Origin of the sequence: Neisseria sp. 27098_8_112, assembly GCF_041433235.1 — a bacterium.
In the GTDB taxonomy this organism is placed as follows: domain Bacteria; phylum Pseudomonadota; class Gammaproteobacteria; order Burkholderiales; family Neisseriaceae; genus Neisseria.
Map to the genome: position 1 here is coordinate 1 of NZ_JAPWBB010000008.1, position 22,112 is coordinate 22,112.

22 protein-coding genes and 1 tRNA gene are annotated in these 22,112 nt (G+C 47.2%); 13 read left to right on the plus strand and 10 right to left on the minus strand.

Going from position 1 to position 22,112, the window contains the following annotated elements:
• Window positions 1-70 precede the first annotated feature (70 nt).
• The 4 genes from O3682_RS06415 to tgt form a co-directional block, all read right to left on the minus strand.
• Window positions 71-562, minus strand: a complete 492-nt coding sequence (locus tag O3682_RS06415; RefSeq protein ID WP_371509118.1) for a disulfide bond formation protein B — start codon at window positions 560-562, stop codon at window positions 71-73.
• A 205-nt stretch (window positions 563-767) separates the two neighbouring features.
• On the minus strand, window positions 768-1,166 hold the full coding sequence (locus O3682_RS06420; protein ID WP_371509120.1) for a c-type cytochrome: 399 nt from the start codon (window positions 1,164-1,166) through the stop codon (window positions 768-770).
• A 120-nt stretch (window positions 1,167-1,286) separates the two neighbouring features.
• Window positions 1,287-2,297 carry a ferrochelatase gene (gene hemH / locus O3682_RS06425; protein ID WP_371509122.1) on the minus strand — a complete coding sequence of 337 codons (1,011 nt, stop codon included), beginning with the start codon at window positions 2,295-2,297 and terminating at the stop codon, window positions 1,287-1,289.
• Between the two features lie 85 nt (window positions 2,298-2,382).
• Window positions 2,383-3,498: a tRNA guanosine(34) transglycosylase Tgt gene (gene tgt / locus O3682_RS06430; RefSeq protein WP_003745960.1), complete on the minus strand. Its 1,116-nt coding sequence runs from the start codon at window positions 3,496-3,498 to the stop codon at window positions 2,383-2,385.
• A 238-nt stretch (window positions 3,499-3,736) separates the two neighbouring features.
• Here tgt and O3682_RS06435 point away from each other — a divergent pair.
• From O3682_RS06435 to accD, 13 genes are all read left to right on the plus strand, one after another.
• Window positions 3,737-3,813: transfer RNA gene (locus O3682_RS06435), tRNA-Val, on the plus strand.
• 52 nt (window positions 3,814-3,865) lie between these two features.
• Window positions 3,866-5,779 carry a threonine--tRNA ligase gene (gene thrS, locus O3682_RS06440; RefSeq protein ID WP_371509124.1) on the plus strand — a complete coding sequence of 638 codons (1,914 nt, stop codon included), beginning with the start codon at window positions 3,866-3,868 and terminating at the stop codon, window positions 5,777-5,779.
• A 17-nt stretch (window positions 5,780-5,796) separates the two neighbouring features.
• Window positions 5,797-6,318 (plus strand): translation initiation factor IF-3, encoded by a 522-nt coding sequence (infC, locus tag O3682_RS06445; RefSeq protein ID WP_079453677.1) that lies wholly within the window; start codon window positions 5,797-5,799, stop codon window positions 6,316-6,318.
• A gap of 142 nt (window positions 6,319-6,460) precedes the next feature.
• A complete protein-coding gene (gene rpmI, locus O3682_RS06450; protein WP_003675505.1) occupies window positions 6,461-6,658 on the plus strand; it encodes a 50S ribosomal protein L35 in 198 nt (65 codons plus the stop codon).
• A gap of 12 nt (window positions 6,659-6,670) precedes the next feature.
• Window positions 6,671-7,030 (plus strand): 50S ribosomal protein L20, encoded by a 360-nt coding sequence (gene rplT, locus O3682_RS06455; protein WP_003675502.1) that lies wholly within the window; start codon window positions 6,671-6,673, stop codon window positions 7,028-7,030.
• A 248-nt stretch (window positions 7,031-7,278) separates the two neighbouring features.
• A complete protein-coding gene (pheS, locus tag O3682_RS06460) occupies window positions 7,279-8,268 on the plus strand; it encodes a phenylalanine--tRNA ligase subunit alpha (protein WP_371509126.1) in 990 nt (329 codons plus the stop codon).
• 73 nt (window positions 8,269-8,341) lie between these two features.
• Complete coding sequence (locus O3682_RS06465; protein ID WP_371509128.1) at window positions 8,342-9,424, plus strand: AAA family ATPase; 1,083 nt, start codon at window positions 8,342-8,344, stop codon at window positions 9,422-9,424.
• Window positions 9,424-10,095 carry a DUF4276 family protein gene (locus O3682_RS06470; protein WP_371509129.1) on the plus strand — a complete coding sequence of 224 codons (672 nt, stop codon included), beginning with the start codon at window positions 9,424-9,426 and terminating at the stop codon, window positions 10,093-10,095. Before O3682_RS06465 ends, O3682_RS06470 begins: the two co-directional genes overlap by 1 nt.
• A 119-nt stretch (window positions 10,096-10,214) precedes the next feature.
• Window positions 10,215-12,578 (plus strand): phenylalanine--tRNA ligase subunit beta, encoded by a 2,364-nt coding sequence (gene pheT / locus O3682_RS06475; protein WP_371509131.1) that lies wholly within the window; start codon window positions 10,215-10,217, stop codon window positions 12,576-12,578.
• Window positions 12,579-12,692: 114 nt separating this feature from the next.
• Window positions 12,693-12,995 carry an integration host factor subunit alpha gene (locus O3682_RS06480; RefSeq protein ID WP_003680933.1) on the plus strand — a complete coding sequence of 101 codons (303 nt, stop codon included), beginning with the start codon at window positions 12,693-12,695 and terminating at the stop codon, window positions 12,993-12,995.
• On the plus strand, window positions 12,979-13,326 hold the full coding sequence (locus O3682_RS06485) for a hypothetical protein (protein ID WP_004519475.1): 348 nt from the start codon (window positions 12,979-12,981) through the stop codon (window positions 13,324-13,326). The genes O3682_RS06480 and O3682_RS06485 overlap by 17 nt, the downstream gene beginning before the upstream one ends.
• A gap of 326 nt (window positions 13,327-13,652) precedes the next feature.
• Window positions 13,653-14,438, plus strand: a complete 786-nt coding sequence (gene trpA, locus O3682_RS06490) for a tryptophan synthase subunit alpha (protein ID WP_371509133.1) — start codon at window positions 13,653-13,655, stop codon at window positions 14,436-14,438.
• Window positions 14,439-14,513: 75 nt separating this feature from the next.
• Window positions 14,514-15,380, plus strand: coding sequence for an acetyl-CoA carboxylase, carboxyltransferase subunit beta (gene accD / locus O3682_RS06495; RefSeq protein ID WP_371509135.1), 867 nt, complete (start codon window positions 14,514-14,516; stop codon window positions 15,378-15,380).
• A gap of 63 nt (window positions 15,381-15,443) precedes the next feature.
• Here accD and O3682_RS06500 read toward each other — a convergent pair whose 3' ends face one another.
• The 6 genes from O3682_RS06500 to O3682_RS06525 form a co-directional block, all read right to left on the minus strand.
• Complete coding sequence (locus tag O3682_RS06500; protein ID WP_371509137.1) at window positions 15,444-15,890, minus strand: GatB/YqeY domain-containing protein; 447 nt, start codon at window positions 15,888-15,890, stop codon at window positions 15,444-15,446.
• 98 nt (window positions 15,891-15,988) lie between these two features.
• Window positions 15,989-16,201, minus strand: coding sequence for a 30S ribosomal protein S21 (rpsU, locus tag O3682_RS06505; protein WP_002214819.1), 213 nt, complete (start codon window positions 16,199-16,201; stop codon window positions 15,989-15,991).
• Between the two features lie 277 nt (window positions 16,202-16,478).
• Window positions 16,479-18,326 (minus strand): lytic transglycosylase domain-containing protein, encoded by a 1,848-nt coding sequence (locus tag O3682_RS06510; protein ID WP_371509138.1) that lies wholly within the window; start codon window positions 18,324-18,326, stop codon window positions 16,479-16,481.
• Between the two features lie 178 nt (window positions 18,327-18,504).
• Window positions 18,505-18,972 carry an FxsA family protein gene (locus O3682_RS06515; protein WP_371509140.1) on the minus strand — a complete coding sequence of 156 codons (468 nt, stop codon included), beginning with the start codon at window positions 18,970-18,972 and terminating at the stop codon, window positions 18,505-18,507.
• Between the two features lie 167 nt (window positions 18,973-19,139).
• Window positions 19,140-20,657, minus strand: coding sequence for a polyamine aminopropyltransferase (locus O3682_RS06520; protein WP_371509249.1), 1,518 nt, complete (start codon window positions 20,655-20,657; stop codon window positions 19,140-19,142).
• Between the two features lie 124 nt (window positions 20,658-20,781).
• Window positions 20,782-21,852, minus strand: a complete 1,071-nt coding sequence (locus O3682_RS06525) for a porin (protein WP_371509141.1) — start codon at window positions 21,850-21,852, stop codon at window positions 20,782-20,784.
• Window positions 21,853-22,112 lie beyond the last annotated feature (260 nt).

Genomic DNA, 22,112 nt, shown 5'->3' on the forward strand with positions numbered 1-22,112 from the left:
GGGGGAGGACTTTTTTGCAAAGGTCTCAGGCCGTCTGAAATTTCAGACGGCCTTTTTATATCGAAACCAATCAGATTTTTCTGGTTTTCAACCAAGCACAAAGCAGCAGCAATACCACGAAGCTGAAATACAAAATACTCCACACCGGCAGGGTGACGCCGAATAGATAGTCCGGCTCGGCGCAGTTGCCGAAGCCGCGGACGATGGGTTCAAACCAATCGAACAAAGGCCAGTCGCGCAGGCGGAAGGTCCAAGGTGCGCCGCAAGAAGGGGCGGTGCCGGGCGGCAGGCTTTGCAGCCAAATTTGATAGGCGGCGACACCTGCGCCGTAAACGGCTGGAGCGGCAATCAACAATGCCGAGAGCGAGCGGGCAAATTTGGAAGATTGAGAACTGAATGCTGTAACAATGGCCAACAGCCCGACAGCCAATACACACAAGCGTTGCAGGATGCACAATACGCACGGGTTCATGCCCAAAACGTATTGGGAAATAAAGGAGCCGCAGGCGGCAAATATGGAGAGGACGACTAAAAATAAAACAGTCTTGCGGAAAAAGTTCATGACATAAAACCTTTCAGACGGCCTGGACGCAAAACAGCCGCTAAATAATGTTTACTTTAACATAAAACGCATATGCTTTTTTTGGTTTGACGGTTTTTTGCGTATGTTTGTTGATGTTGCGTAACCATAAATATAGAAACAAAAATGTGTTCCATATCGAAAAGGCCGTCTGAAATATTCAGACGGCCTTTATGGGCGAGACGTTTTATTTTTTCCCGTGAGATTTTTTGACATCTGCTTCAGTAATCGTACCACCGCCATTATTGAAGGCGTTCATGATGTAAGTGGCAACGGCGGCAACATCGGCATCGTTGATGGCGGTAGAAGGCATGAAGCCGTTGTAGGGTTTGCCGTTTACTTTAATCGGGCCGTTGATGCCTTTGGTCATGCTTTGCAACAGGACTTGCGGTTTTTTGTTGATATAGTCGGACTGGAATAAAGGCGGGAACATGGCACCCCGGCCTTCGCCTTTTTTGCCGTGGCAGGCGGCGCAGTTGGTTTCGTAAATCTTTTGTCCTTTGCTCATCAACGCGACATCGGCGGCAAAAGCGGTTGGGATGCTGAGTGAGGTCAGAAGGAGCAGGATAGGGCGGAGTGCAGTCATGATGTGTTCCTTTTAGAGTAGTGTTTTTGATGGCCACACGCTTGGTTTGCGTTTTAATAGCTTGATGATAACGCTAAAGGCCGTCTGAAAGTGAATTTTTCAGACGGCCTTTGGTTTAGGTCAAATCCAGCCTTGCAGATTAGCCCGACTTAATTGTGCAAGTGCGGCAATCCAGTCGGCGGAATCGTTGAGGCAGGGGATGTAACGGTATTCTTTGCCGCCTGCGGCGTGGAATTGTTCGCGTCCCATAATGGCGATTTCTTCCATGGTTTCGAGGCAGTCGGCCAGGAAGCCGGGGCAGAATACGTCGAGTTTGGTCGTGCCTTGTTTCGGTAGCTGATCAAACAGGGCTTGCGTACTGGGCTTGACCCATTGGGATTTGCCAAACTGGCTTTGGAAAGAAACGATGTATTCTTGTTCGGACAAGCCCAATGCCTGCGCCAACAGCTTGGCGGTATGGTGGCACTCGTCAGGATAAGGGTCGCCGTCGTCATGATGCTTTTGCGGAATGCCGTGGAAACTCAACATCAGTTTTTCGCCGCGTCCGTTTTGGGCCCAATAGGCTTCAATATGCTGCTTCATGGCTTGAATATAGGCGGTATCGTCGTAATAACGGGAGACGGTGCGGACGCTCATTTGGTTGCGTTGCAGCAATAACTCTTGAAACACTTTGTCCAAAGCCGCGCCAGTAGAAGAGCCGGCATATTGCGGATAGAGCGGGATGACCAGCAATTTGCCCACGCCTTGGGCTTTGAGTTCCGCCAAAACGTCGGCAACGCTTGGATTGCCGTAAGTCATTGCATGACGGACGATGACATCAGGCAAATGTTTGGCCAGGGCTTCTGCTTGGCGGCGTGTGTAAACCTCAAGCGGAGAACCTTCTTTAAACCAAACTTTTTCATAGGCATGCGCGCTTTTTTTCGGGCGAAAAGTCAATACCAAGCCGCGTAATATCGGTTGCCATAAGAGCTTGGGCAGTTCGACAACACGTTGATCAGACAGGAATTCTTTCAAGTAAGGCTTGACTGCGGCAGCAGTGGGTGCGTCAGGTGTGCCGAGGTTGAGCAGCAGGACGGCGGTACGGTTTTGTGCGGTGTAGGCTAAGGGCGGTTCGGTATGGAAACGGGACATGATTGTGCTTTATTAATTAAGAAAATTGAGGCCGTCTGAAAAGCAGTTTGAATTAAAACCTGATTTCAGACGGCCTTTAAAAGGATTAATCCACACCACGGGCGCGGTTTTCATGGAATTGCGCCTGCCAATCGGCAAATTTGCCTTGTTCGATGGCTTCGCGCATTTCGGCCATGATGACTTGGTAGAAGTGCAGATTGTGGATGGTGTTGAGCTGTGCACCCAAGATTTCGCCGACTCGGTGCAGATGATGCAGGTAGGAGCGGCTGAAATTCTGACAGGCGTAGCAGGTGCAGCTTTCATCAATCGGACGCTTGTCGAGTTTGTGTTTGGCATTTTTGATCTTCAAATCGCCAAAACGGGTAAACAGCCAGCCGTTACGCGCATTGCGGGTAGGCATGACGCAGTCGAACATATCCACGCCGTGTGCCACGCCGTACACCAAGTCTTCAGGGGTGCCGACGCCCATCAAATAATGAGGCTTGTGTTCCGGCAGGATAGGACCGACGGCGCGCAACATACGGTACATTTCGGGCTTGGGTTCGCCAACAGATAAGCCGCCGATGGCCAAGCCGGGAAAGTCGAGTTCTTCCAAACCTTTCAGCGATTCTTCGCGCAAATCTTCATACATCGCGCCTTGGACAATACCAAACAGCGCATTTGGGTTTTTCAGGTCTTCAAAAGCCTTTTTGCTGCGTTCCGCCCAGCGCAGGCTCATTTGCAGCGATTTTTGCGCTTGGCTGTGCGTTGCTTCGCCAGGGGTGCATTCGTCTAACTGCATCACAATGTCGGAATTCAACACAGTTTGGATTTTCATCGACACTTCGGGCGAGAGGAACAGTTTGTCGCCGTTGATCGGGCTTTGGAATGTACAGCCTTCTTCGGTCAGCTTGCGCATGTCGGACAACGAAAATACTTGAAAACCGCCCGAGTCGGTCAAAATCGGCTTATCCCAACCTATAAATTCGTGCAGGCCGCCGAATTGTTCAATGACTTCCAAACCGGGGCGCAGCCACAGATGGTAAGTGTTGCCTAAGATGATTTGCGCTTTGATGTCATGCAGGTTTTGCGGATTCATCGCTTTGACCGAACCATAAGTGCCGACCGGCATAAATACCGGCGTTTCGATTTTGCCGTGGTTCAGTTCCAAAGTGCCGCGTCGGGCATGACCGTCTTTTTTGTGTAAGGTAAATTTGAGCATAGTAATAATAGATTGGACGTTCGCGTGTGTGCGAATTGAAAGGGCAGATTATAAAGGATTTTTCGTTGGTTGACGGCTGGATTTTATCTTTGTCAAAACAATGCTTCAGACGGCCTGAATGACGGAGGAGATAGAATAATGAGGTATAAATCAAACAAAAATATTCAGGCCGTCTGAAAAGTATTTACAGATGCTTGCAAAAGGGAACACGCTTCGTTACAATAAGCGACTTAGATGAAGGCACATAGCTCAGTTGGTTAGAGCACCACCTTGACATGGTGGGGGTCGTTGGTTCGAGTCCAATTGTGCCTACCAAATTTCCATAACGGCTTTATGCCGTTATTTTTTAATGTTTTGGAGCTTTCTGATGTTGAACATTACCTTGCCGGACGGTTCGGTCCGCCAATATGAATCACCCGTTACCGTGGCGCAAATTGCAGCGTCTATCGGTGCAGGTCTGGCAAAGGCAACGGTAGCGGGCAAGGTTAACGGTAAATTGGTGGATGCTTGCGATCCGATTACTGAAGATGCCCATGTTCAAATCATTACGCCAAAAGACAAAGAAGGCGTGGAAATTATCCGCCACTCCTGCGCGCACTTGGTCGGTCATGCGGTCAAGCAGCTCTACCCAGATGCAAAAATGGTTATCGGCCCGGTGATTGAAGACGGGTTCTATTACGATATTGCGACTGAAAAACCATTTACGCCTGATGATGTGGCCGCTATCGAAGCGCGCATGAAAGAGTTGATTGCACAAGACTATGACGTTATTAAAGTGATGACGCCTCGTGCAGAAACCATCAAAATTTTCCAAGATCGCGGCGAAGAGTACAAATTGCGTCTGATTGAAGATATGCCTGAAGTGGAAGCAATGGGTATGTATCATCATCAAGAATACGTCGATATGTGCCGCGGTCCTCACGTTCCCAATACCCGTTTCTTGAAAAACTTTAAGCTGACCAAGCTGGCAGGCGCATACTGGCGCGGCGACAGCAATAATGAAATGTTGCAACGCATTTACGGTACGGCTTGGGCAAGTAAAGATGAATTGAAAGCCTATATCCAACGCATCGAGGAAGCGGAAAAACGCGACCACCGTAAGCTGGGTAAACAATTGGATTTGTTCCACCTGCAAGATGAAGCACCGGGCATGGTGTTCTGGCATCCTAAAGGCTGGGCTTTGTGGCAAGTGATTGAGCAGCATATGCGCAAAGAGCTGAATGCTGCTGGTTATAAAGAGGTGAAAACGCCTCAGATTATGGATAAAACCTTCTGGGAAAAATCCGGCCACTGGGAAAACTATAAAGACAATATGTTCGTGACCAGTTCCGAAAAACGTGAATACGCGGTTAAACCGATGAACTGTCCGGGTCATGTGCAAATTTTCAATAACGGCTTGCGCTCATATCGCGATTTGCCGATGCGTTTGGCTGAGTTCGGTTCCTGCCACCGTAATGAACCAAGCGGCGCATTGCATGGTCTGATGCGTGTTCGCGGTTTTGTGCAGGATGATGCGCACATCTTCTGTACCGAAGATCAAATCGTTGATGAAGCACGTGCATTCAATGAATTGCTTGTTCGCATTTACAGACAATTCGGCTTCCATGATGTTGCTGTGAAGTTGTCCCTCCGCCCTGAACAACGTGCAGGTTCTGACGAAGTCTGGGATAAGGCCGAACAAGGTTTGCGTGATGCATTGACCGCTTGCGGTGTAGAGTGGGAAGAATTGCCTGGCGAAGGCGCATTCTATGGTCCTAAGATTGAATATCATGTCAAAGATGCCTTGGGTCGCTCTTGGCAGTGCGGTACCCTGCAGTTGGACTTCGTATTGCCGGAGCGTTTGAATGCCGAATATGTAACTGAAAACAACGACCGTGCGCGTCCTGTAATGTTGCACCGTGCTATTTTGGGTTCGTTGGAGCGCTTCATCGGTATTCTGATTGAAAACCATGCAGGCTCATTCCCATTGTGGCTTGCTCCGGTTCAAATGGTGATTATGAATATCACCGAGAACCAAGCAGATTATTGTCGCGAAGTGGCTGCCAAATTGCAGGCGGCAGGCTTCCGTGTCGAATTGGATTTGCGTAACGAAAAAATCGGTTACAAAATCCGCGACAATAGCCAATACCGTTTCCCTTATCAAATCGTTGTCGGCGATAAAGAGAAACAAGAAAACAAAGTTGCGGTACGCCGCAAAGCAGAAGACTTGGGTTCTTTGAATGTAGATGATTTTATTGCGCAATTGCAGCAAGAAATCACTGATGCCCTCGTCAATCATTAATTTTTATAGGAGTATTCATCATCGCTCAAGAACGCGAAGCACGAATCAATGGTGAAATTACCGCCAAAGAAGTGCGATTAATCAGTGAGTCAGGCGATCAGCTTGGTGTCGTTTCAGTTCGTGAAGCTCTGGCTATGGCCGAAGAGCAAGATGTCGATTTGGTAGAAATTTCCCCGACTGCCAAACCGCCCGTATGCAAACTGATGGATTACGGTAAATACAAATACCAACAAGCCAAGAAGCGCGACGAAGCCAAGAAAAACCAAAAGCAGGTACAAATTAAGGAAATTAAATTCCGTCCGGGTACTGATGAAGGCGACTATCAAATCAAGATGCGCAACATCAACCGTTTCCTCGCCGATGGTGACAAAGTCAAAGTGACATTGCGTTTCCGCGGTCGTGAGATGGCCCACCAACAATTGGGCGCCCAACTGCTTGAACGCGTAAAAGAAGAGTTGGCTGAAGTGGCACAAATCGAGTCCTTCCCTAAAATGGAAGGCCGCCAAATGGTGATGATGATTGCGCCTAAGAAAAAATAAAGCTATAATGCAAGGCTTATTTCGATTGCCGCTCGGAGTAAGGTTTAATTAGCGGCAAAAACCGTGGTATTTTGGGTTCCAAGTGTTTGAAATTTATTTCAAAACCCCTTATACCTTATCTAATAACGAATGGAGTTTTCCAATGCCTAAAATGAAAACCAAGTCTAGCGCGAAAAAACGCTTTAAAGTACTGGGTAACGGTGGTGTAAAACGCGGTCATGCGTTCAAAAGTCACATCCTGACCAAAAAAACCACTAAAACTAAACGTCAATTGCGCGGCACCGCTATGGTGGATTCACGCGATTTGGCTTCTGTTGCTAAAATGTTGCCCTACGCTTAAGGAGTTTAGAATATGCCACGCGTAAAACGCGGTGTTACCGCTCGTGCCCGTCACCAAAAAGTCTTCGCGTTAGCCAAAGGCTACCGCGGTCGTCGTAAAAACGTTTACCGTGTTGCCAAACAAGCGGTAATGAAAGCCGGTCAATACGCATACCGTGACCGTCGCCAACGCAAACGTCAATTCCGTCAACTGTGGATCGTTCGTATCAACGCAGGTGCTCGTGAAAATGGTCTGTCTTACAGCAAATTCATGAACGGCCTGAAACGCGCTGCTATCGAAATCGACCGCAAAGTATTGGCTGATTTGGCTGTATTCGACAAAGCTGCATTTGCACAATTGGTTGAAAAAGCTAAAGCTGCTTTGGCTGCTTAATTCGATAAGATTATTTAAAAAGGAAGCTTATGCTTCCTTTTTTCTTTGCTTAAAGAAACCCTATGTAGTTGATTTTCTTTCTTTAAACTCTATTTTTTTATACTAATTTGCGATAAAATAGGCCTCTCTTATCAAACGGATTGGCCACAGTAAGACAAAAGGCCGTCTGAACGGGTTTGCAATCAAATCCAACAGACGGCTTTGTTGTTTCAGACGGCCTGCCATCAACAAACAGACGATAAACCACTATGGAAAATGTAAACCGTATCGTTGCAGAAGGTATTGCCGCTATTGAAGCCGCGCAAGACTTCAATGCCTTAGAACAAATTAAAGCACGCTATCTTGGTAAAACCGGCGAATTGACCGGGCTTTTAAAAACTTTGGGTCAAATGTCTCCTGAGGAGCGTAAAACCATAGGTGCGCATATCAACGAATGTAAAAATCAGTTTCAGACGGCCTTTAATGCCAAACGCGATGCCCTGAATGAAGCCAAGCTGCAAGCCCAATTGGCTGCAGAAGCCTTGGATATTACTTTGCCGGGCCGTGCGCAAGAACATGGCGGTTTGCATCCAGTTACTTTGACTTTGCAACGTGTGGTCGAGCTGTTTCACGGTATGGGTTTTGAAGTAGCGGACGGCCCTGAAATCGAAGATGATTTCCACAATTTCCAAGCATTGAATATTCCTGCAAATCATCCAGCGCGCGCGATGCAAGATACCTTCTACGTTGAAAACGGCGACGTTTTGCGCACACACACTTCACCTATTCAAATCCGCTATATGCTCGACAAAAAAGAGCCACCTATCCGCATTATTGCTCCCGGCCGCGTTTACCGCGTGGACAGTGATGCCACTCACTCGCCTATGTTCCATCAGGCCGAAGGTTTGTGGGTTGAAGAGGGTGTGACTTTTGCTGACTTGAAAGCAGTGTTCACTGACTTTATCCGTCGCTTCTTTGAACGCGATGACCTGCAAGTACGCTTCCGTCCGTCTTTCTTCCCGTTTACCGAGCCTTCTGCCGAAATCGATATCATGGGTGAAAACGGTAAATGGTTGGAAGTAGGTGGTTGCGGTATGGTACATCCTAACGTGTTGAAAAACGTCAATATCGACCCTGAAAAATATACCGGTTTCGCTTTCGGTATCGGTCTCGACCGCTTTGCCATGTTGCGTTACAACGTGAATGATTTGCGACTGTTTTTTGATAACGATTTGGGGTTTTTAAAACAGTTCGATTAATTTGAATTTTGATTTTTTTCTGTTGTCTTGGTTGTAATTATGTACTAAGGCAAAATGTTTTGGGCAGGCTGTTATGGCAAAAATTTCATCACTTACTGTTAGTGGTTATAAATCCATCCGTGAATTGAAAGATTTTCAATTTAAGAATTTAAATATTCTGATTGGAGCAAATGGTGCAGGTAAGAGTAATTTTATTAGCCTGTTTCGTATGCTGAATGCGATTTATGAGCAACACTTGCAGCTTTATGTGCAGAAACAGGGAGGACCTGACGCTTTATTACATTTTGGCCGGAAAGAAACAGAAAAAATTCATGCCGAATTTTATTTTGATTTAAATGGGTACAAAATTAATTTAATTCCTACTAATGATAATAGATTAATTTTTGAATCTGAGATAAGTTGGTTTAAGGGAGTTTATTATCCTAATAGCCCAAGTGCTTTATTGGGATTGGGACATGACGAATCGAAATTAAAAGAAGCCAAAGATGGATACTCTCTATATGTTCGCCCAGCTATTGAAGGTTGGCGTGTCTATCATTTTCACGATACTAGCGAAACAGCTAAGGTCAAACAAAAACATGCTGTTAACGATAACCTAAAGCTTAAAACGGATGCTGCTAATTTAGCAGCATATCTACGCATGTTGTATAACAAGCACCCTAAAGAATACAGAAGGATAGTGGAAAATATCCGTTTGGTTCTGCCGTTTTTCTCCGATTTTGTCCATCGAGAAGGTGAACCGGAATATATAGAATTAGAATGGACGCAGATTGGTAAAACAGATACGCCTTTGAAAGCACATGTACTTTCAGATGGCAGCTTACGCTTTATCTGTTTGGCAACACTTTTATTACAGCCTAGTCAATTGTTGCCAGATACCGTATTGATTGATGAGCCTGAATTGGGTTTGCATCCTTATGCTATTACTGTGTTGGCTGACATTTTTAAGCAGGTGGCTGAGTCCAAGCAGTTAATTGTATCTACACAATCTGTTGAATTGGTTAATGAATTTAGTCCTGAAGATGTGGTGGTTGCAAATCAGAAAGAAGGAGCTTCTGAATTTGAGCGATTATCACAGGAGAATTTGGCGGATTGGTTAGAGGACTATGCTTTGGGAGAACTCTGGAAGCAAAATGTTTTCGGAGGCCGGCCTTGATGAAAACTATTGTTATATTGACTGAAGGACAATGTGAAGAAACTTTTATTCGCGATGTGGTTGCTCCTGTATTTAGTCATTCAGAAATTTTTCTTGAGGCGCGTTGTATTCCTACTTCCAAATCTGGTAGAGGTGGTGCAGTAACAATTGATCGCTTTATGTGTCATGTTCGCAATACCTTACGACAACGCCAAGATACCTATGTTTCGACTATGCTTGATTTATATGCATTAGATACGGACTTTCCCAATTATAAAACCGCCTTATCTTCTTCTGATGTCTATCAGAAAGTAGATATGTTGGAACAGGGGTTAATGGAGAAAGTGGTTGGTGAAATTGGCTGTCGTCCGGAACGTTTTATTCCCTATATTCAACCCTATGAATTTGAAGGCCTACTTTTTTCAGATGTAGAGGTTTTGAGCCAGCAAGAACCGGGATGGGAATCATATTTAGATTGTTTAAAGGCGATTCGGTCACAATTTGATACGCCTGAGCATATCAATAATAGTTATGAAACAAAACCTTCTAAACGGTTAGAAGGATGTTTAAGAAATCCTTCTTATAGAAAAACAAGGCATGGACCATTAGCAGCTAAAAACATTACTCTCTCAGTAATTGAACGTGAATGCCAACATTTCCACACTTGGATGGAAAAATTAAGAAGTTTATAACTTATGCTAAAACCCGATAAAAGGCTGCCGCCTTGGAAAGCCTCCTGCGTCCCCAAACAAACAGGTCGTCTGAAAACAAAATCTGATAAAAAAGTTAATTAGTTGATTGAGAACATAACATGCAATTCTCCTACTCATGGCTGAGAACCCAAGCCAATCCTGATCTTTCTGCCGATAAACTGGAACATCTTTTGACCATGGCCGGTTTGGAAGTGGAAGAAATCGATACTGCCGCCCCTGCTTTCAGTGGCGTGGTTGTTGCCGAAGTGAAATCCGTTGAGAAACACCCTGATGCAGACCGTTTGAACGTTACCCAAGTTGATGCCGGTACGGGTGAGTTGGTTCAGATTGTTTGTGGTGCGCCGAATGTCAAGCCGGGCATTAAAGTGCCGTGTTCGTTGCCGGGTGCCGTTTTGCCGGGTAATTTCAAAATTAAGCCGACTAAAATGCGCGGCGTACCATCAAACGGTATGCTGTGTTCGACCAATGAACTGGGTTTGCCTGATGATGGTGTAGACGGCCTGCACATTCTGCCTGAAGATGCGCCTGTCGGTACTAACATCCGCGAATACTTGGATTTGGATGATACGCTGTTTACGTTGAAAATTACGCCTAACCGTGCTGATTGCTTGAGTGTTAAGGGTATTGCGCGTGAGGTTTCTGCATTGACTCAATGTGCGTTTACGCCTGTTGAAATTCAGACGGCCTCTATTGGCAGCGAGAAAAAACAGGCTGTCCGTATTGATGCACCGGCCGACTGTGGCCGTTTTATCAGCCGCGTTATTGAAAATGTCAATGCGAAAGCGGCTACTCCCGATTGGATGAAACAACGTTTAGAACGCAGCGGTATCCGCAGCATTTCCGCATTGGTGGACATTGGTAACTATGTGATGCTGGAAATCGGTCAGCCTATGCATGTTTTCGATGCTGACAAGCTGTCAGGCAGTCTGATTGTCCGCCGTGCTCAAAATGGCGAGACTTTGGCGTGTCTTAATGAGAAGACGGTTACTTTGGCTGACAATACACTGGTGGTTGCTGATGAAAAAGGTGCGTTGAGCTTGGCCGGCTTGATGGGCGGCGAGGCAAGCGCGGTTTCTGATGAGACACAAAATATTGTGTTGGAAGCTGCTTGGTTTGCACCGGAGATTATTGCCGGTAAATCCCGTCAATACGGTTTTGGTTCGGATTCTTCTTTCCGTTTTGAACGCGGTGTGGACTACTGCTTGCAAGCTGATGCCATTGAGCGTGCTACCGAATTGGTGGTACAGATTTGCGGTGGTGCAGCTGGTGAAATGGTTGAGGCACAAGGCAAATTGCCTGAGGCAAAACAGGTCGAATTGCGTTTAGGCCGTCTGAAAACGGTATTGGGCGTTGAAATCCCTGCTGAGCAAGTCGAAATTATCTTGCAACACTTGGGTTTGCAGCCTGAGAAAACCGAAGAAGGCTTCCGTGTTACCGCGCCGAGTTTCCGTTTCGACATCGAAATCGAAGCAGATTTGATTGAAGAAATCGGCCGCGTTTACGGTTATGAAAATATTCCTGACGACTATACTTCAGGCCGTCTGAAAATGTTGGCTTTGCCTGAAACCAAACGCCCGCGTTTTGCGGTTTATAACGAAATGGCGGCTCGCGGTTACCGCGAAGTGGTCAGCTATGCGTTTGTGGATGAGCAATGGGAGCAAGACTTTGCTGCCAATACCCATCCTATCCGCCTGCAAAATCCGTTGGCAGCGCAGTATGCCGTCATGCGTTCTACGCTTATCGGCGGTTTGGTGGAAGTTTTGCAAAACAATTTGAACCGTAAGCAAAACCGTGTACGCGTATTTGAAATTGCCCGTGTGTTCAGCAAAGATTCGGCTGATCAATTTGTTCAAAACGAACGTATCGGCGGTTTGTGGTATGGCTCCGTGCTGCCTGAGCAATGGGGCGAGAAAACACGCAACGTAGATTTCTACGATATGAAAGCCGATGTTGAGAGCCTCTTGAAAAACAAGGAAGTATCCTTTGTTAAGACCGAACATCCGGCATTGCATCCGGGGCGTGCCGCCAATATCGTTTCAGACGGCCGAGTAGTTGGTTTTGTTGGCGAGTTGCATCCGAAATGGCTGCAAAAATATGATTTGCCACAAGCGCCGCTGGTATTTGAAATCGATATGGATGCGGTATTGGGTCGTGAGAAAACCCGTTATCAGTCTGTATCCAAATTCCAACCTGCACGCCGAGATTTGGCATTTGTAATGCCTGAAGCTGTGACGCATGATGATTTGTTAAATGCCCTGAAAGCGGCGGCGAACAAGCTGGTTCAAGAAATCAGCGTGTTTGACGTTTATCGCGGTACGGGCGTGCCTGAAGGCATGAAGAGTGTTGCCGTCAAAATCATTTTGCAGGATATGGAAAACACGCTGACAGATGAAGTCATCGAGCCTTTGGTTGCGAAAATGATTAAAGCGGCAGCCGAAAAAGACGCACAGCTTCGCGCTTAAAATAAGATAAAAGTTGTCGCCAAAAATCACCAATAATATTTGATTTTTTGGTGAGGACTTGATTTTTAAAAGAATTTTGGTAATAATTGCACCAGTTTGAATGAAGGTAAACACATGACACTAACTAAAGCAGAATTGGCTGATATTTTGGTCGACAAAGTCAGCAACGTCACCAAGAATGATGCCAAAGAAATCGTCGAGCTCTTTTTTGAAGAAATCCGCAGCACTTTGGCGCGTGGTGAAGAAATTAAAATCTCCGGTTTCGGCAATTTCCAATTGCGCGACAAACCTCAACGCCCTGGCCGTAACCCTAAAACAGGCGAAGAAGTGCCGATTACCGCACGCCGTGTGGTAACTTTCCATGCCAGCCAAAAACTCAAAGGCATGGTGGAGCATTACTATGACAAACAACAATAATCCGGTTATTCCTGCCAAGCGTTATTTTACGTTGGATGAGATGTGCCAATTGGTGCAAATCAGTCCGGCTCAGTTTGCCCAATGGCAACATGAAAATAATGTTGTGATTGGATACGGTGGCGATAGATATACACGCTCAGATGTAGTTAAGTTGTTGAAACTAAAAGATACGTTTGAACCGTATATCGATACGTTTAGCCGTGGTGCTTTGGATGCAAACGGCAATCCTGCCGCCAATGCAGAAGAAGTCCGTCATGGTCTGACGCAGATTTTGTCTGATTTGGAGCGTCATCTTGGTTCTGAACAACAAAACCACCATGTCGAGCTGTAATCGATAGGGAAATTTTGATCAAAAGTGCGAAGGCATATAAAGATTTGCATAATTGATTCTAATAAAGGCTGTTTGAATGATTTTCAGACGGCCTTTATTGTTTTATATTGCTTTCAAAATATCAGAATCTTGATTGCAAATGATTCTATGAAATAGCCGTAAATGTTATACTTAGCCTCTTGTTTGCCGATTGGGAAGAAACAGTCATTAGATAATGCGGATAAATGCCGCCTTTTCATGGCAGACTGAGGTTTTTAAAATAAATGTAACGGCAGAATAAACAGGCTGCCGGACAACATTCAAATCGATGAAATGGATAGCAGGAAATGAGCAGAATCCAACAAACTTTCTCAGCGCTCAATGGCGCAAAAGCACTGATTCCTTATATTACGGTGGGTGATCCCAGTCTTGAGACAACCTTGGCATTGATGCATAGCCTGGTGGTTAATGGTGCTGATATTTTGGAACTGGGTGTGCCGTTTTCTGACCCGATGGCGGATGGTCCGACCATTCAGCGTGCGGCCGAAAGGGCGTTGGCAAATCATGTTTCTTTGCACGACGTATTGGAAACAGTACGTTTGTTCCGCCAAACCAATGATAAAACGCCGATTGTGTTAATGGGCTATTTGAACCCAGTACATAAAATGGGTTATCAAGCGTTTGCACAAGCGGCTGCCGACGCGGGCGTAGATGGCGTGTTGACTGTGGATTCTCCGGTAGAAACCATTACCCCACTGCATGACTCGTTGAAAGCGCAAGGTATTGATTGTATTTTCCTTATTGCGCCGACAACAACTGAAGAGCGTATTCAAACGATTGCCAAAGTAGCCGGTGGCTTTGTGTATTATGTATCGCTCAAAGGTGTAACCGGTGCGGCAAATTTGGATACTGAAGAAGTTTCGCGTAAAATAGAACTTTTGCGCAAATATATTGATATTCCGATCGGTGTCGGCTTCGGCATTAATAATGCGGAGAGTGCGCGTAAGATTGGCGCGGTGTCGGATGCTGTTATTGTCGGCAGCCGTATCGTCAAAGAGATTGAAAGCCACGCAGGTAGCGAGGCCGAAGCGGTAGGCGTGTTGGTTAAAGAGTTGAAAGACGCGATTCGCTAATATTTTTTATTCCATTATTTCAGACGGCCTTACATTCAACAGGCCGTCTGAATTCTGAATACCAAGGAGTCATTCATGAGCTGGCTAGATAAAATTCTTCCTCCGAAAATTAAAAACCGAAGCAGTTCGTCCAGCGTCCCTGAAGGCCTGTGGCACAAATGTCCGTCTTGTTCGGCAACGGTTTATTCAACCGAGTTGAAGCAAAACAGCGAAGTCTGCCCGAAATGTAATCACCACAATCCGCTTTCTGCGCGCGAACGTTTGAATCTACTTTTGGATGAAGAAGGCCGTGAAGAGATTGCAGCCAATATTAAACCGACCGACCCGCTGAAATTCAAAGACAGCAAAAAATATCCCGACCGCCTCGCGGCTGCGCGTAAAGCAACTGGCGAAGACGATGCATTGGTTGTTATGAAAGGCACCATGAACGGCCTGCCTGTCGTTGTGGCTGCGTTTGAATTCCGTTTTATCGGCGGCTCTATGGGTTCGGTCGTGGGTGAGCGTTTTGTTCAGGGTGTACGTCGTGCTGTTACAGATAATTGTTCGTTTATTTGTGTGGCGGCTTCCGGTGGTGCGCGTATGCAGGAAGGGATTAACTCTTTGATGCAGATGACGAAGACCAGCGCGGCTTTGCATTTGCTGACTGAAAAACGTCTACCGTTTATTTCCGTATTGACCGATCCGACCATGGGCGGCGTGTCTGCCAGCTTTGCTTTCTTGGGCGATGTGGTTTTGGCAGAACCGAATGCGCTGATTGGTTTTGCCGGTCCGCGCGTTATCGAGCAGACTGTACGTGAAACCTTGCCGGAAGGTTTCCAACGTGCAGAATTCTTGTTGGAGAAGGGGGCAATCGACCAAATCGTCGATCGCCGTTCCATGAAAAAACGTATCAGCGATTTGATTACTTTGTTGCGTCATGAAGGTAAAGTAACTGCTGCTTGATTGGCACAATAAGAAAGGCCGTCTGAAAATAATATTTCAGACGGCCTTTTTGATTATTGGGGATTAAGCAGTCAATGCGGTTTTCAAAACCTTATTGACTTCGCCCATGTCGGCTTTGCCGGCCAGGCGGGTTTTCAGTACGCCCATGACTTTACCCATATCGGCCATGCCTGATGCACTGGTTTCTGCAATGGCTGCTTCAACGACAGTCTTGATTTCTTCTGCGGACATCATTTGCGGCAGGTAGCAGTTGAGGATTTCGATTTCCGCGTTTTCTTTGTCAGCCAAATCTTGACGGCCGGCTTCGGTATAGATTTTGGCGCTGTCTTTGCGCTGTTTCACCATTTTGGTCAGGATAGAGATAACTTTTGCGTCATCGGCTTCAGTGCGCTCATCTACTTCAAACTGTTTGATGGCGGCATTAATCAGGCGGATGGTGCTTAAAGACAATTGGTCTTTGGCACGCATGGCGGTTTTCATGTCTTCGGTTAATTGTGTTTTTAGGCTCATAATGTTCTCACTTTATATAAAAAGATGCCGTCTGAAAAACAAAACACACCGCAAAGCTGCCCTTGCGGTGTGTCGTTTATCACAGGGCAGGCCTGTAATTAGTACATTTTAGGAGGCAGTTGTTGGCTGCGCAGACGTTTTTGCAGACGTTTGACTGCAGCAGCTTTTTTGCGTTTGCGTTCGGTAGTTGGTTTTTCATACGCTTCACGGGCGCGCAGTTCGGTCAACAGACCGGTTTTTTCTACGGCACGTTTGAAACGACGCATGGCAACTTCAAATGGTTCATTCTCTTTAACACGAATAGCAGGCATTTTATTTCCTTTAAATTTTGTTCAATCAAACCGTTTTAAGAAATAGAGGACGGTTTGTCATAATGGAGTAGTTGTTGTATCACTGGTTTGCCTAGGGCAGGGCGGGATACGCGCCGTGATGTAAACATCACCTCCTAACAAGTCGGCTTTTGCCGTGCAAGTGACCTTTTCGGTCGGAAACAATCGGGCGATTATCTTATAAACCCGATAGTCTGTCAAGGTTGTAGGCCGTCTGAACGTTTGATTCTGTCTCACTTTTCAGACGGCCTATCGGGTATTAATAACGGCCGGGAACCGTACCCATACGTTGTTTCAACGAAGTTTGCGGCTCATTGAACAATGACGCGTAATAAGTCGCGTTGGTCATGACTTTTTTCACGTAGTCGCGGGTTTCGGTGAATGGAATGGTCTCGGCGTAGATGGCGCCTTCCAAAGGCGAAGAAGCCTGCCAGTTGCGGGCGCGGCCGGGGCCGGCATTGTAGCCTGCGGTGGCCATCACTTCGTTATTTTGCAGGCGGCGTTTGGCATCTGCCATGTACCAAGTACCCATGCGGATGTTGCCGTCCATGATGTAGAGTTCGCTGCTGCTCATGCCGATTTTGCCGGCGATTTCGCGGGCGGTCGCAGGCATGACCTGCATCAGGCCTTGTGCGCCGACGCTGGATTGTGCGCCCATGACAAAGCGGCTTTCTTGGCGAATCAAACCGTAAACCCATGCCGGGTCAATACCAGCCTGTGCGGCATAGCGGACGGTTAGGTCTTTAAATGGAGAGAGGTAGCGCAGTTTGTAGTTGAGTTTGTGGTCGGTACGGTCTGCGCTGTTGATTGCCATGTCGTAGAACTGGTTGTCAAAAGCAACTTGTGCGGCAGTCAGCAGGTTATCTTCGTTGAAGTCGCGGGTGGCAAAACGCCATTCCGCCTGTGCCTGACGGCGCATTTTGGAATCGCCGTTGCTTTGGCTGTTTTTAAACAGAACCAATGCGCGTTTGATGGCACCGTCTTCGCTCATGCGGCGGACGTCTCTGGCATCGGCATCGGAAACGTTGTTGCGCGTATTGATGCGGCGGCCCAGTTCTTCACCTGCCATTACGGCGTAGAAATTGCGGCCGGAAGCGGCGGCTTTTTCGTACATTTCTTTGGCTTGGCCGCTTTTGCCTTGTGCGGAAAAGCTGCGGCCCAGCCAATATTGCCATGTCGGGTCTTTTTGCAGTTTTTCAGGCATATGCTGAATTACGCTTGCCAATTCGTCCCAACGTTGCAGGCGCAAAGCGGCGCGTGCGTACCATTCCAATTGTTCGTCGGTCAGTTGCTTGCGGTCGGAAACGCGGCCGTAGTAGCTCAAAGCAGTCGGCATGTTTTGGCTTTGTGCATGGTAGTGGCCCAATACGCCCCATGCGAAGCTGCGTTGTTCGCGGCTGAGGCCGGATTCCATGCCGGACAGGGTAGCGGCGGCAGAAGCGGATTTGCGTGCATCTTTGCCGATCACGCTCAACAGGCTGTATTCGGTCGCACCTTGCGCGCCACCTTCAAACGGGCTGCCCAATGCGGCGGCGAGGTTGCGTGCATCCGTGGTTTGGCTGTTGCTCAACAAGCCGCGCACGCGACGCCATGCGTCGTTGGTGTTCAGACGGCCTGAAGCTGCCGTGCTTTCAACCAAGCGAGTACACCCGGCAGGCAGTTTGCCGGTAACGCGAACCAGCTCGGCGGCTTTGCTGTAATTGCTGCTGCTCAAATCAGCATAACATTGCACTTCTTGTGCGACGCCGGCGGCGTTCAATTTGCTGAATTCTTGACGGAACAAATCCCATTGGCCGCGTGCACCCAAGGTTTTCAGCCATTCGTTGCGGACGTTTTCAGCCATTGCACTGTCGCTGGCTTGGTATAAAAATTGTTGTACCCAAGCATCGTCGCCGCGTTTGGCGGCATTGATGGCGCTTTGGTATTGGCTGTAATCGGACAGGACTTTGGACTCGCTGTCGGTGCGGCGTGAAGGAATAGAAGTAGATTTAGGCTGAACGACGGTTTCGGTTTTCGAAGCAGTCGGTGTGTTTTGGGTGGCGCACGCCGATAAAACAGCGGCGGTAATCAAGCTGAGGGAGAGAGGGAAAAGACGTTGAACGTTCATTGGGTACCGTGTCGTTTTTAGAATCAAAATAACTGCTTATTTTAAATGATTTATGCGGAATAACCGAATTACAAACCGATATTTACATTTTCAAAGCCTGGAGATGACGAAGGCCGTCTGAAATAGGAAACACTTTTGAGGTATTCCTAATTCAGACGGCCTGTTATGAAGGCAGTCGTCAATCGGGTTTGTGTTCGATATAGTCTTGCGGTTTGTCGGCTTTGCTGGTGCGCGTAAGCGTGTATTCGCCTTCGATAATGTCTTCATCATCTTTGGCGGAGCTGTAAGTCTGGCGGCTTTGGAAAGACTGCGTAGAGGAAACGGCCGCATTGCCTTTAAACGGAATCAGCAAGAGCAGGGCAACGGCGGTTGAAATAAAACCGGGGCTGAGCAGGAAAACCGCGGCGGTGGTATAGCGAATCGGCCACAGCATTTGATAGAGGGAAATGTTTTGGCCACTGCGGACGGCTGCGCCTGCGAGCAAAAGGCCGGAAATGCCGGTATGGCGCAGCATAAAGATACCGCTGATAAAGCTGAGAGCCATCACAAACAGCGTCCAGCCGCCACCTATCCAGTCGGCAACCCAGACGATGGACATGATTTCCAAAAAGATTAAAACCAAAAAACCGATTCCAAAATACTGCATAAGAGTTTGTTCCTTCATTCAACGGATAGTGTCGATTGTGTTCTATCTAGATAAAGATAAACCTTATTTTTTCAAGCAAATGCTGTGTGAAAAAGCGTAAACGGGCGATGAGGCCGTCTGAACGGAGATAAAAAGAAGGCAGATGTTTCAGACGGCCTTTAGATATTCTATCGCATCACATTGTTCCAATCGCTTTCAAAATAACTGACGAGAATTTGGTTGTTCAAATAATTTGCTTCCACTTTGCGCCTTGCCATATCGGGCGGAAAACGGAACATTTCAGCAACGGTCTGAGCATTGAGATAGCGGGTGGGTACGTCGAATTTTTGCGGAATGGGGAAGTTTTGGTCAAACCCTGCCAATACAAATCCCCATTCGCCAAAGGAAGGGACGTAAACATGATAGGGCGCGGTATTCAACTTGGCCGCTTCTAGGGTGGCGACGACCGACCAGTAGGCGTTAGGGGCGAAATAAGGCGAAGTCGATTGCACAACAATCTTGCCCTGCGGCTCAAGATGGCGGGCAACGAGGCGGTAAATGGGGACGGAGTAAAGTTTGCCCAGTGAGAAATTGGACGGGTCGGGCAGGTCAATGATGATAACGTTGAATTTTTCAGACGACCCTTCCAGCCATTTGGCGGCATCGTCGTTGACGACGTGCATTTTGGGATGGGACAGCGAGCCTTGATTGAGTGCGCTTAAGGTGGCGGAGGTTCTAAAAGTAGCAGTAATATCGGGGTCGAGATCGACTAAAGTAACATTTTTGACTTGCGGATATTTCAAGACTTCGCGTGCCGCCAATCCGTCGCCGCCGCCGAGAATCAGGACGTGTTCGGCGTTCGGCACCATCTGCATGGCAGGCAGAACGAGTGCTTCGTGGTAACGGGCTTCGTCGCGTGAGGAGAATTGCAGGTTGCCGTTGATATAGAGGCGGGTGTCGTCTTTCCAGCGTGTCACGACCAGCCGTTGGTAGGGTGAATGGCTTTGATAGACGACGGGATCGCCGAAATAGCTTTGTTCGGCTTTAAAGGAAATACGGTCGGCGTAGACGAAGAGCGTAATGAGCGCGGTCAATACGATAAACGCACGCGTACGGATGGCGTGATAGCGGGGTAATTCCGCTTTAAACACGCGCGCGGTCAGATAGGCGACGGCGGCGTTGAAGATGCCAAACAATAAGGCTGAACGCGCCATGCCGAGTTTGGGGGCGAGCAGAAGTGGAAATAATAACGAGACGGCAAGTGCGCCCAAGTAGTCGAAGGTCAATACTTTGGAAACGAGTTCTTTAAATTCCGCACCTTTTTGGTTTAACACGCGCATGACCAAAGGAATTTCCATGCCGACAACCATGCCGACAATCAGTACAAAAGTGTAGAGCAGGGTGCGGAACGGGGCGGCGGATAAACCGAAGGCCACAAATAATGCCAGTGCGGAAATGCCGCCGATGATGCCGACTAGAAGCTCGATTTCGATAAAGCGGTGCAACACGTCTTTATCTTTGATGTATTGGGTCAGGTGGGCACCGATACCCATTGAAAACAGATAAAGCCCGATGACGGAGGAAAACTGCAAAATACTGTCGCCCAAAAGATAGCTTGCGAGCGCGGCGATGATGAGCTCGTAAGCGAGGCCGCAGCTGGCGACGATAAAAACGGAGATGATGAGGGTGCGGTGGGCGTTCATGATGACGTTTTTGTTGCTTGAGTGTGGGCAATGTAATGATTTTTAAGGTGGGCTGCAAGTTTAATTATAGGATGTAGAAAAGGCCGTCTGAACAAATTGTTTCAGACGGCCTTTAATCTGTCAGGCATTAATAGCGGTGTTTGAATACCATGCCCACTGCGTAAGAAGATTTTTTCGGCAAATCTTCGTCGTATTTCGGATTGACATTTTCTTTCAACCAGCCGGCACCGAGTGTGGCGGTCGTCCGTTTGGAGAAGCTGTAATCGGTGCTGACGGCGACGTGTTTGTAGTCTTCGCCGACAGAGCTTTTACCGTAGGCAAAGCCGATTTGAGGTTTGAAATTGCCCACTTTGTATGAGCCGGACACCATAAATTCTTTGGTGTTGTTGATTTCTTTGTCGTAAGAACCGGCTACGTTGCCTGCCGCATCTTTCCATACGCCCCAGCAGCTGAAGCCGTCGCAAGTGTTTTTGGCGTATTGGAACGCGGCATCGACGGAGATTTTGTCTTTGCTGTATCCGGCCATGAATGCATGGGCTTGGAAGTCTTTGGTTTCGGTTGGAGAGTCGTTAGGTGCGTATTCGGCAGCGTAGTGGGCTTTAAAGCCGTTGCTTGGGTGGTAGTAGTCTACACCCCAGCCGAAGACCCAGTCACCGTCACGTTTTTTATCCGGACTCCAGTCGTTGTTGTTGCGCGCGGCATTGGAACCGGGGGAAACGTTGAATTTGAATTGGAAACCGTTTTTCCAAGGAGACTCATAAGCCATGGAAACGCGGCGTTGGCCGAAGCGGGAAATTTTGCCGAATTCCAAAATCGAGCTGTTGGTGTCGAATGGGTTCAGATAAATGCTGTTCATGGGCGTACTGATGTAACCCATTTTGACGGTGCCAAGGTTTTTGTAGCTGTTGAGCGCGACGTATGAGTCGGCAGTACCCCAGCCGCCCCAGCGGTCGGAATCGAAGTAAATAAAGGAGCCAAGTTGCCATTTCAGCCATAAGTCGTTGTTGAGTCGTACTTCATCGGAGAGATAAAGACTGGAACTTTTATCGGAAATGGTTGTATTGGTGACGCCGGTTTTATTGTTGTGTTCAACCTCGGTCATGAGGTAGATGGTACCGCTCATTTTAGGTTCGGCGTGGGCGGCGCTTATGGAAGAGCCGATGAGTGCAGTGGCAATAAGGTAGGGTAACTTCTTCATTTAATTCTCCTTTTTGTGTCTTTTTCTTGCTTGCGGCGAAAGAATTCGGATAATCTTATTTGACAAATTATAAAAAATCAATACATTTGTAACTTATCGTAGGATAAATTGAAAAATAGTTTTCAGTTACGTATTTTTGTGTTAATTTGCCAACAATCTTGGATGGCTCACTATTATTCTGATGGAATATGTAGTTTAAAACACTATTTTCATGACTTGAAATAGACGATTTAACTGCATTGGAAAAATTCTAACTAAAT

Bases quoted from the DNA above. Each gene is read 5' to 3' on its own strand.
- O3682_RS06415 (WP_371509118.1), bottom strand. From the start codon at position 562: ATGAACTTTTTCCGCAAGACTGTTTTATTTTTAGTCGTCCTCTCCATA.
- O3682_RS06420 (WP_371509120.1), bottom strand. From the start codon at position 1,166: ATGACTGCACTCCGCCCTATCCTGCTCCTTCTGACCTCACTCAGCATC.
- hemH (WP_371509122.1), bottom strand. From the start codon at position 2,297: ATGTCCCGTTTCCATACCGAACCGCCCTTAGCCTACACCGCACAAAAC.
- tgt (WP_003745960.1), bottom strand. From the start codon at position 3,498: ATGCTCAAATTTACCTTACACAAAAAAGACGGTCATGCCCGACGCGGC.
- thrS (WP_371509124.1), top strand. From the start codon at position 3,866: ATGTTGAACATTACCTTGCCGGACGGTTCGGTCCGCCAATATGAATCA.
- rpmI (WP_003675505.1), top strand. From the start codon at position 6,461: ATGCCTAAAATGAAAACCAAGTCTAGCGCGAAAAAACGCTTTAAAGTA.
- rplT (WP_003675502.1), top strand. From the start codon at position 6,671: ATGCCACGCGTAAAACGCGGTGTTACCGCTCGTGCCCGTCACCAAAAA.
- pheS (WP_371509126.1), top strand. From the start codon at position 7,279: ATGGAAAATGTAAACCGTATCGTTGCAGAAGGTATTGCCGCTATTGAA.
- O3682_RS06465 (WP_371509128.1), top strand. From the start codon at position 8,342: ATGGCAAAAATTTCATCACTTACTGTTAGTGGTTATAAATCCATCCGT.
- O3682_RS06470 (WP_371509129.1), top strand. From the start codon at position 9,424: ATGAAAACTATTGTTATATTGACTGAAGGACAATGTGAAGAAACTTTT.
- pheT (WP_371509131.1), top strand. From the start codon at position 10,215: ATGCAATTCTCCTACTCATGGCTGAGAACCCAAGCCAATCCTGATCTT.
- O3682_RS06480 (WP_003680933.1), top strand. From the start codon at position 12,693: ATGACACTAACTAAAGCAGAATTGGCTGATATTTTGGTCGACAAAGTC.
- O3682_RS06485 (WP_004519475.1), top strand. From the start codon at position 12,979: ATGACAAACAACAATAATCCGGTTATTCCTGCCAAGCGTTATTTTACG.
- trpA (WP_371509133.1), top strand. From the start codon at position 13,653: ATGAGCAGAATCCAACAAACTTTCTCAGCGCTCAATGGCGCAAAAGCA.
- accD (WP_371509135.1), top strand. From the start codon at position 14,514: ATGAGCTGGCTAGATAAAATTCTTCCTCCGAAAATTAAAAACCGAAGC.
- O3682_RS06500 (WP_371509137.1), bottom strand. From the start codon at position 15,890: ATGAGCCTAAAAACACAATTAACCGAAGACATGAAAACCGCCATGCGT.
- rpsU (WP_002214819.1), bottom strand. From the start codon at position 16,201: ATGCCTGCTATTCGTGTTAAAGAGAATGAACCATTTGAAGTTGCCATG.
- O3682_RS06510 (WP_371509138.1), bottom strand. From the start codon at position 18,326: ATGAACGTTCAACGTCTTTTCCCTCTCTCCCTCAGCTTGATTACCGCC.
- O3682_RS06515 (WP_371509140.1), bottom strand. From the start codon at position 18,972: ATGCAGTATTTTGGAATCGGTTTTTTGGTTTTAATCTTTTTGGAAATC.
- O3682_RS06525 (WP_371509141.1), bottom strand. From the start codon at position 21,852: ATGAAGAAGTTACCCTACCTTATTGCCACTGCACTCATCGGCTCTTCC.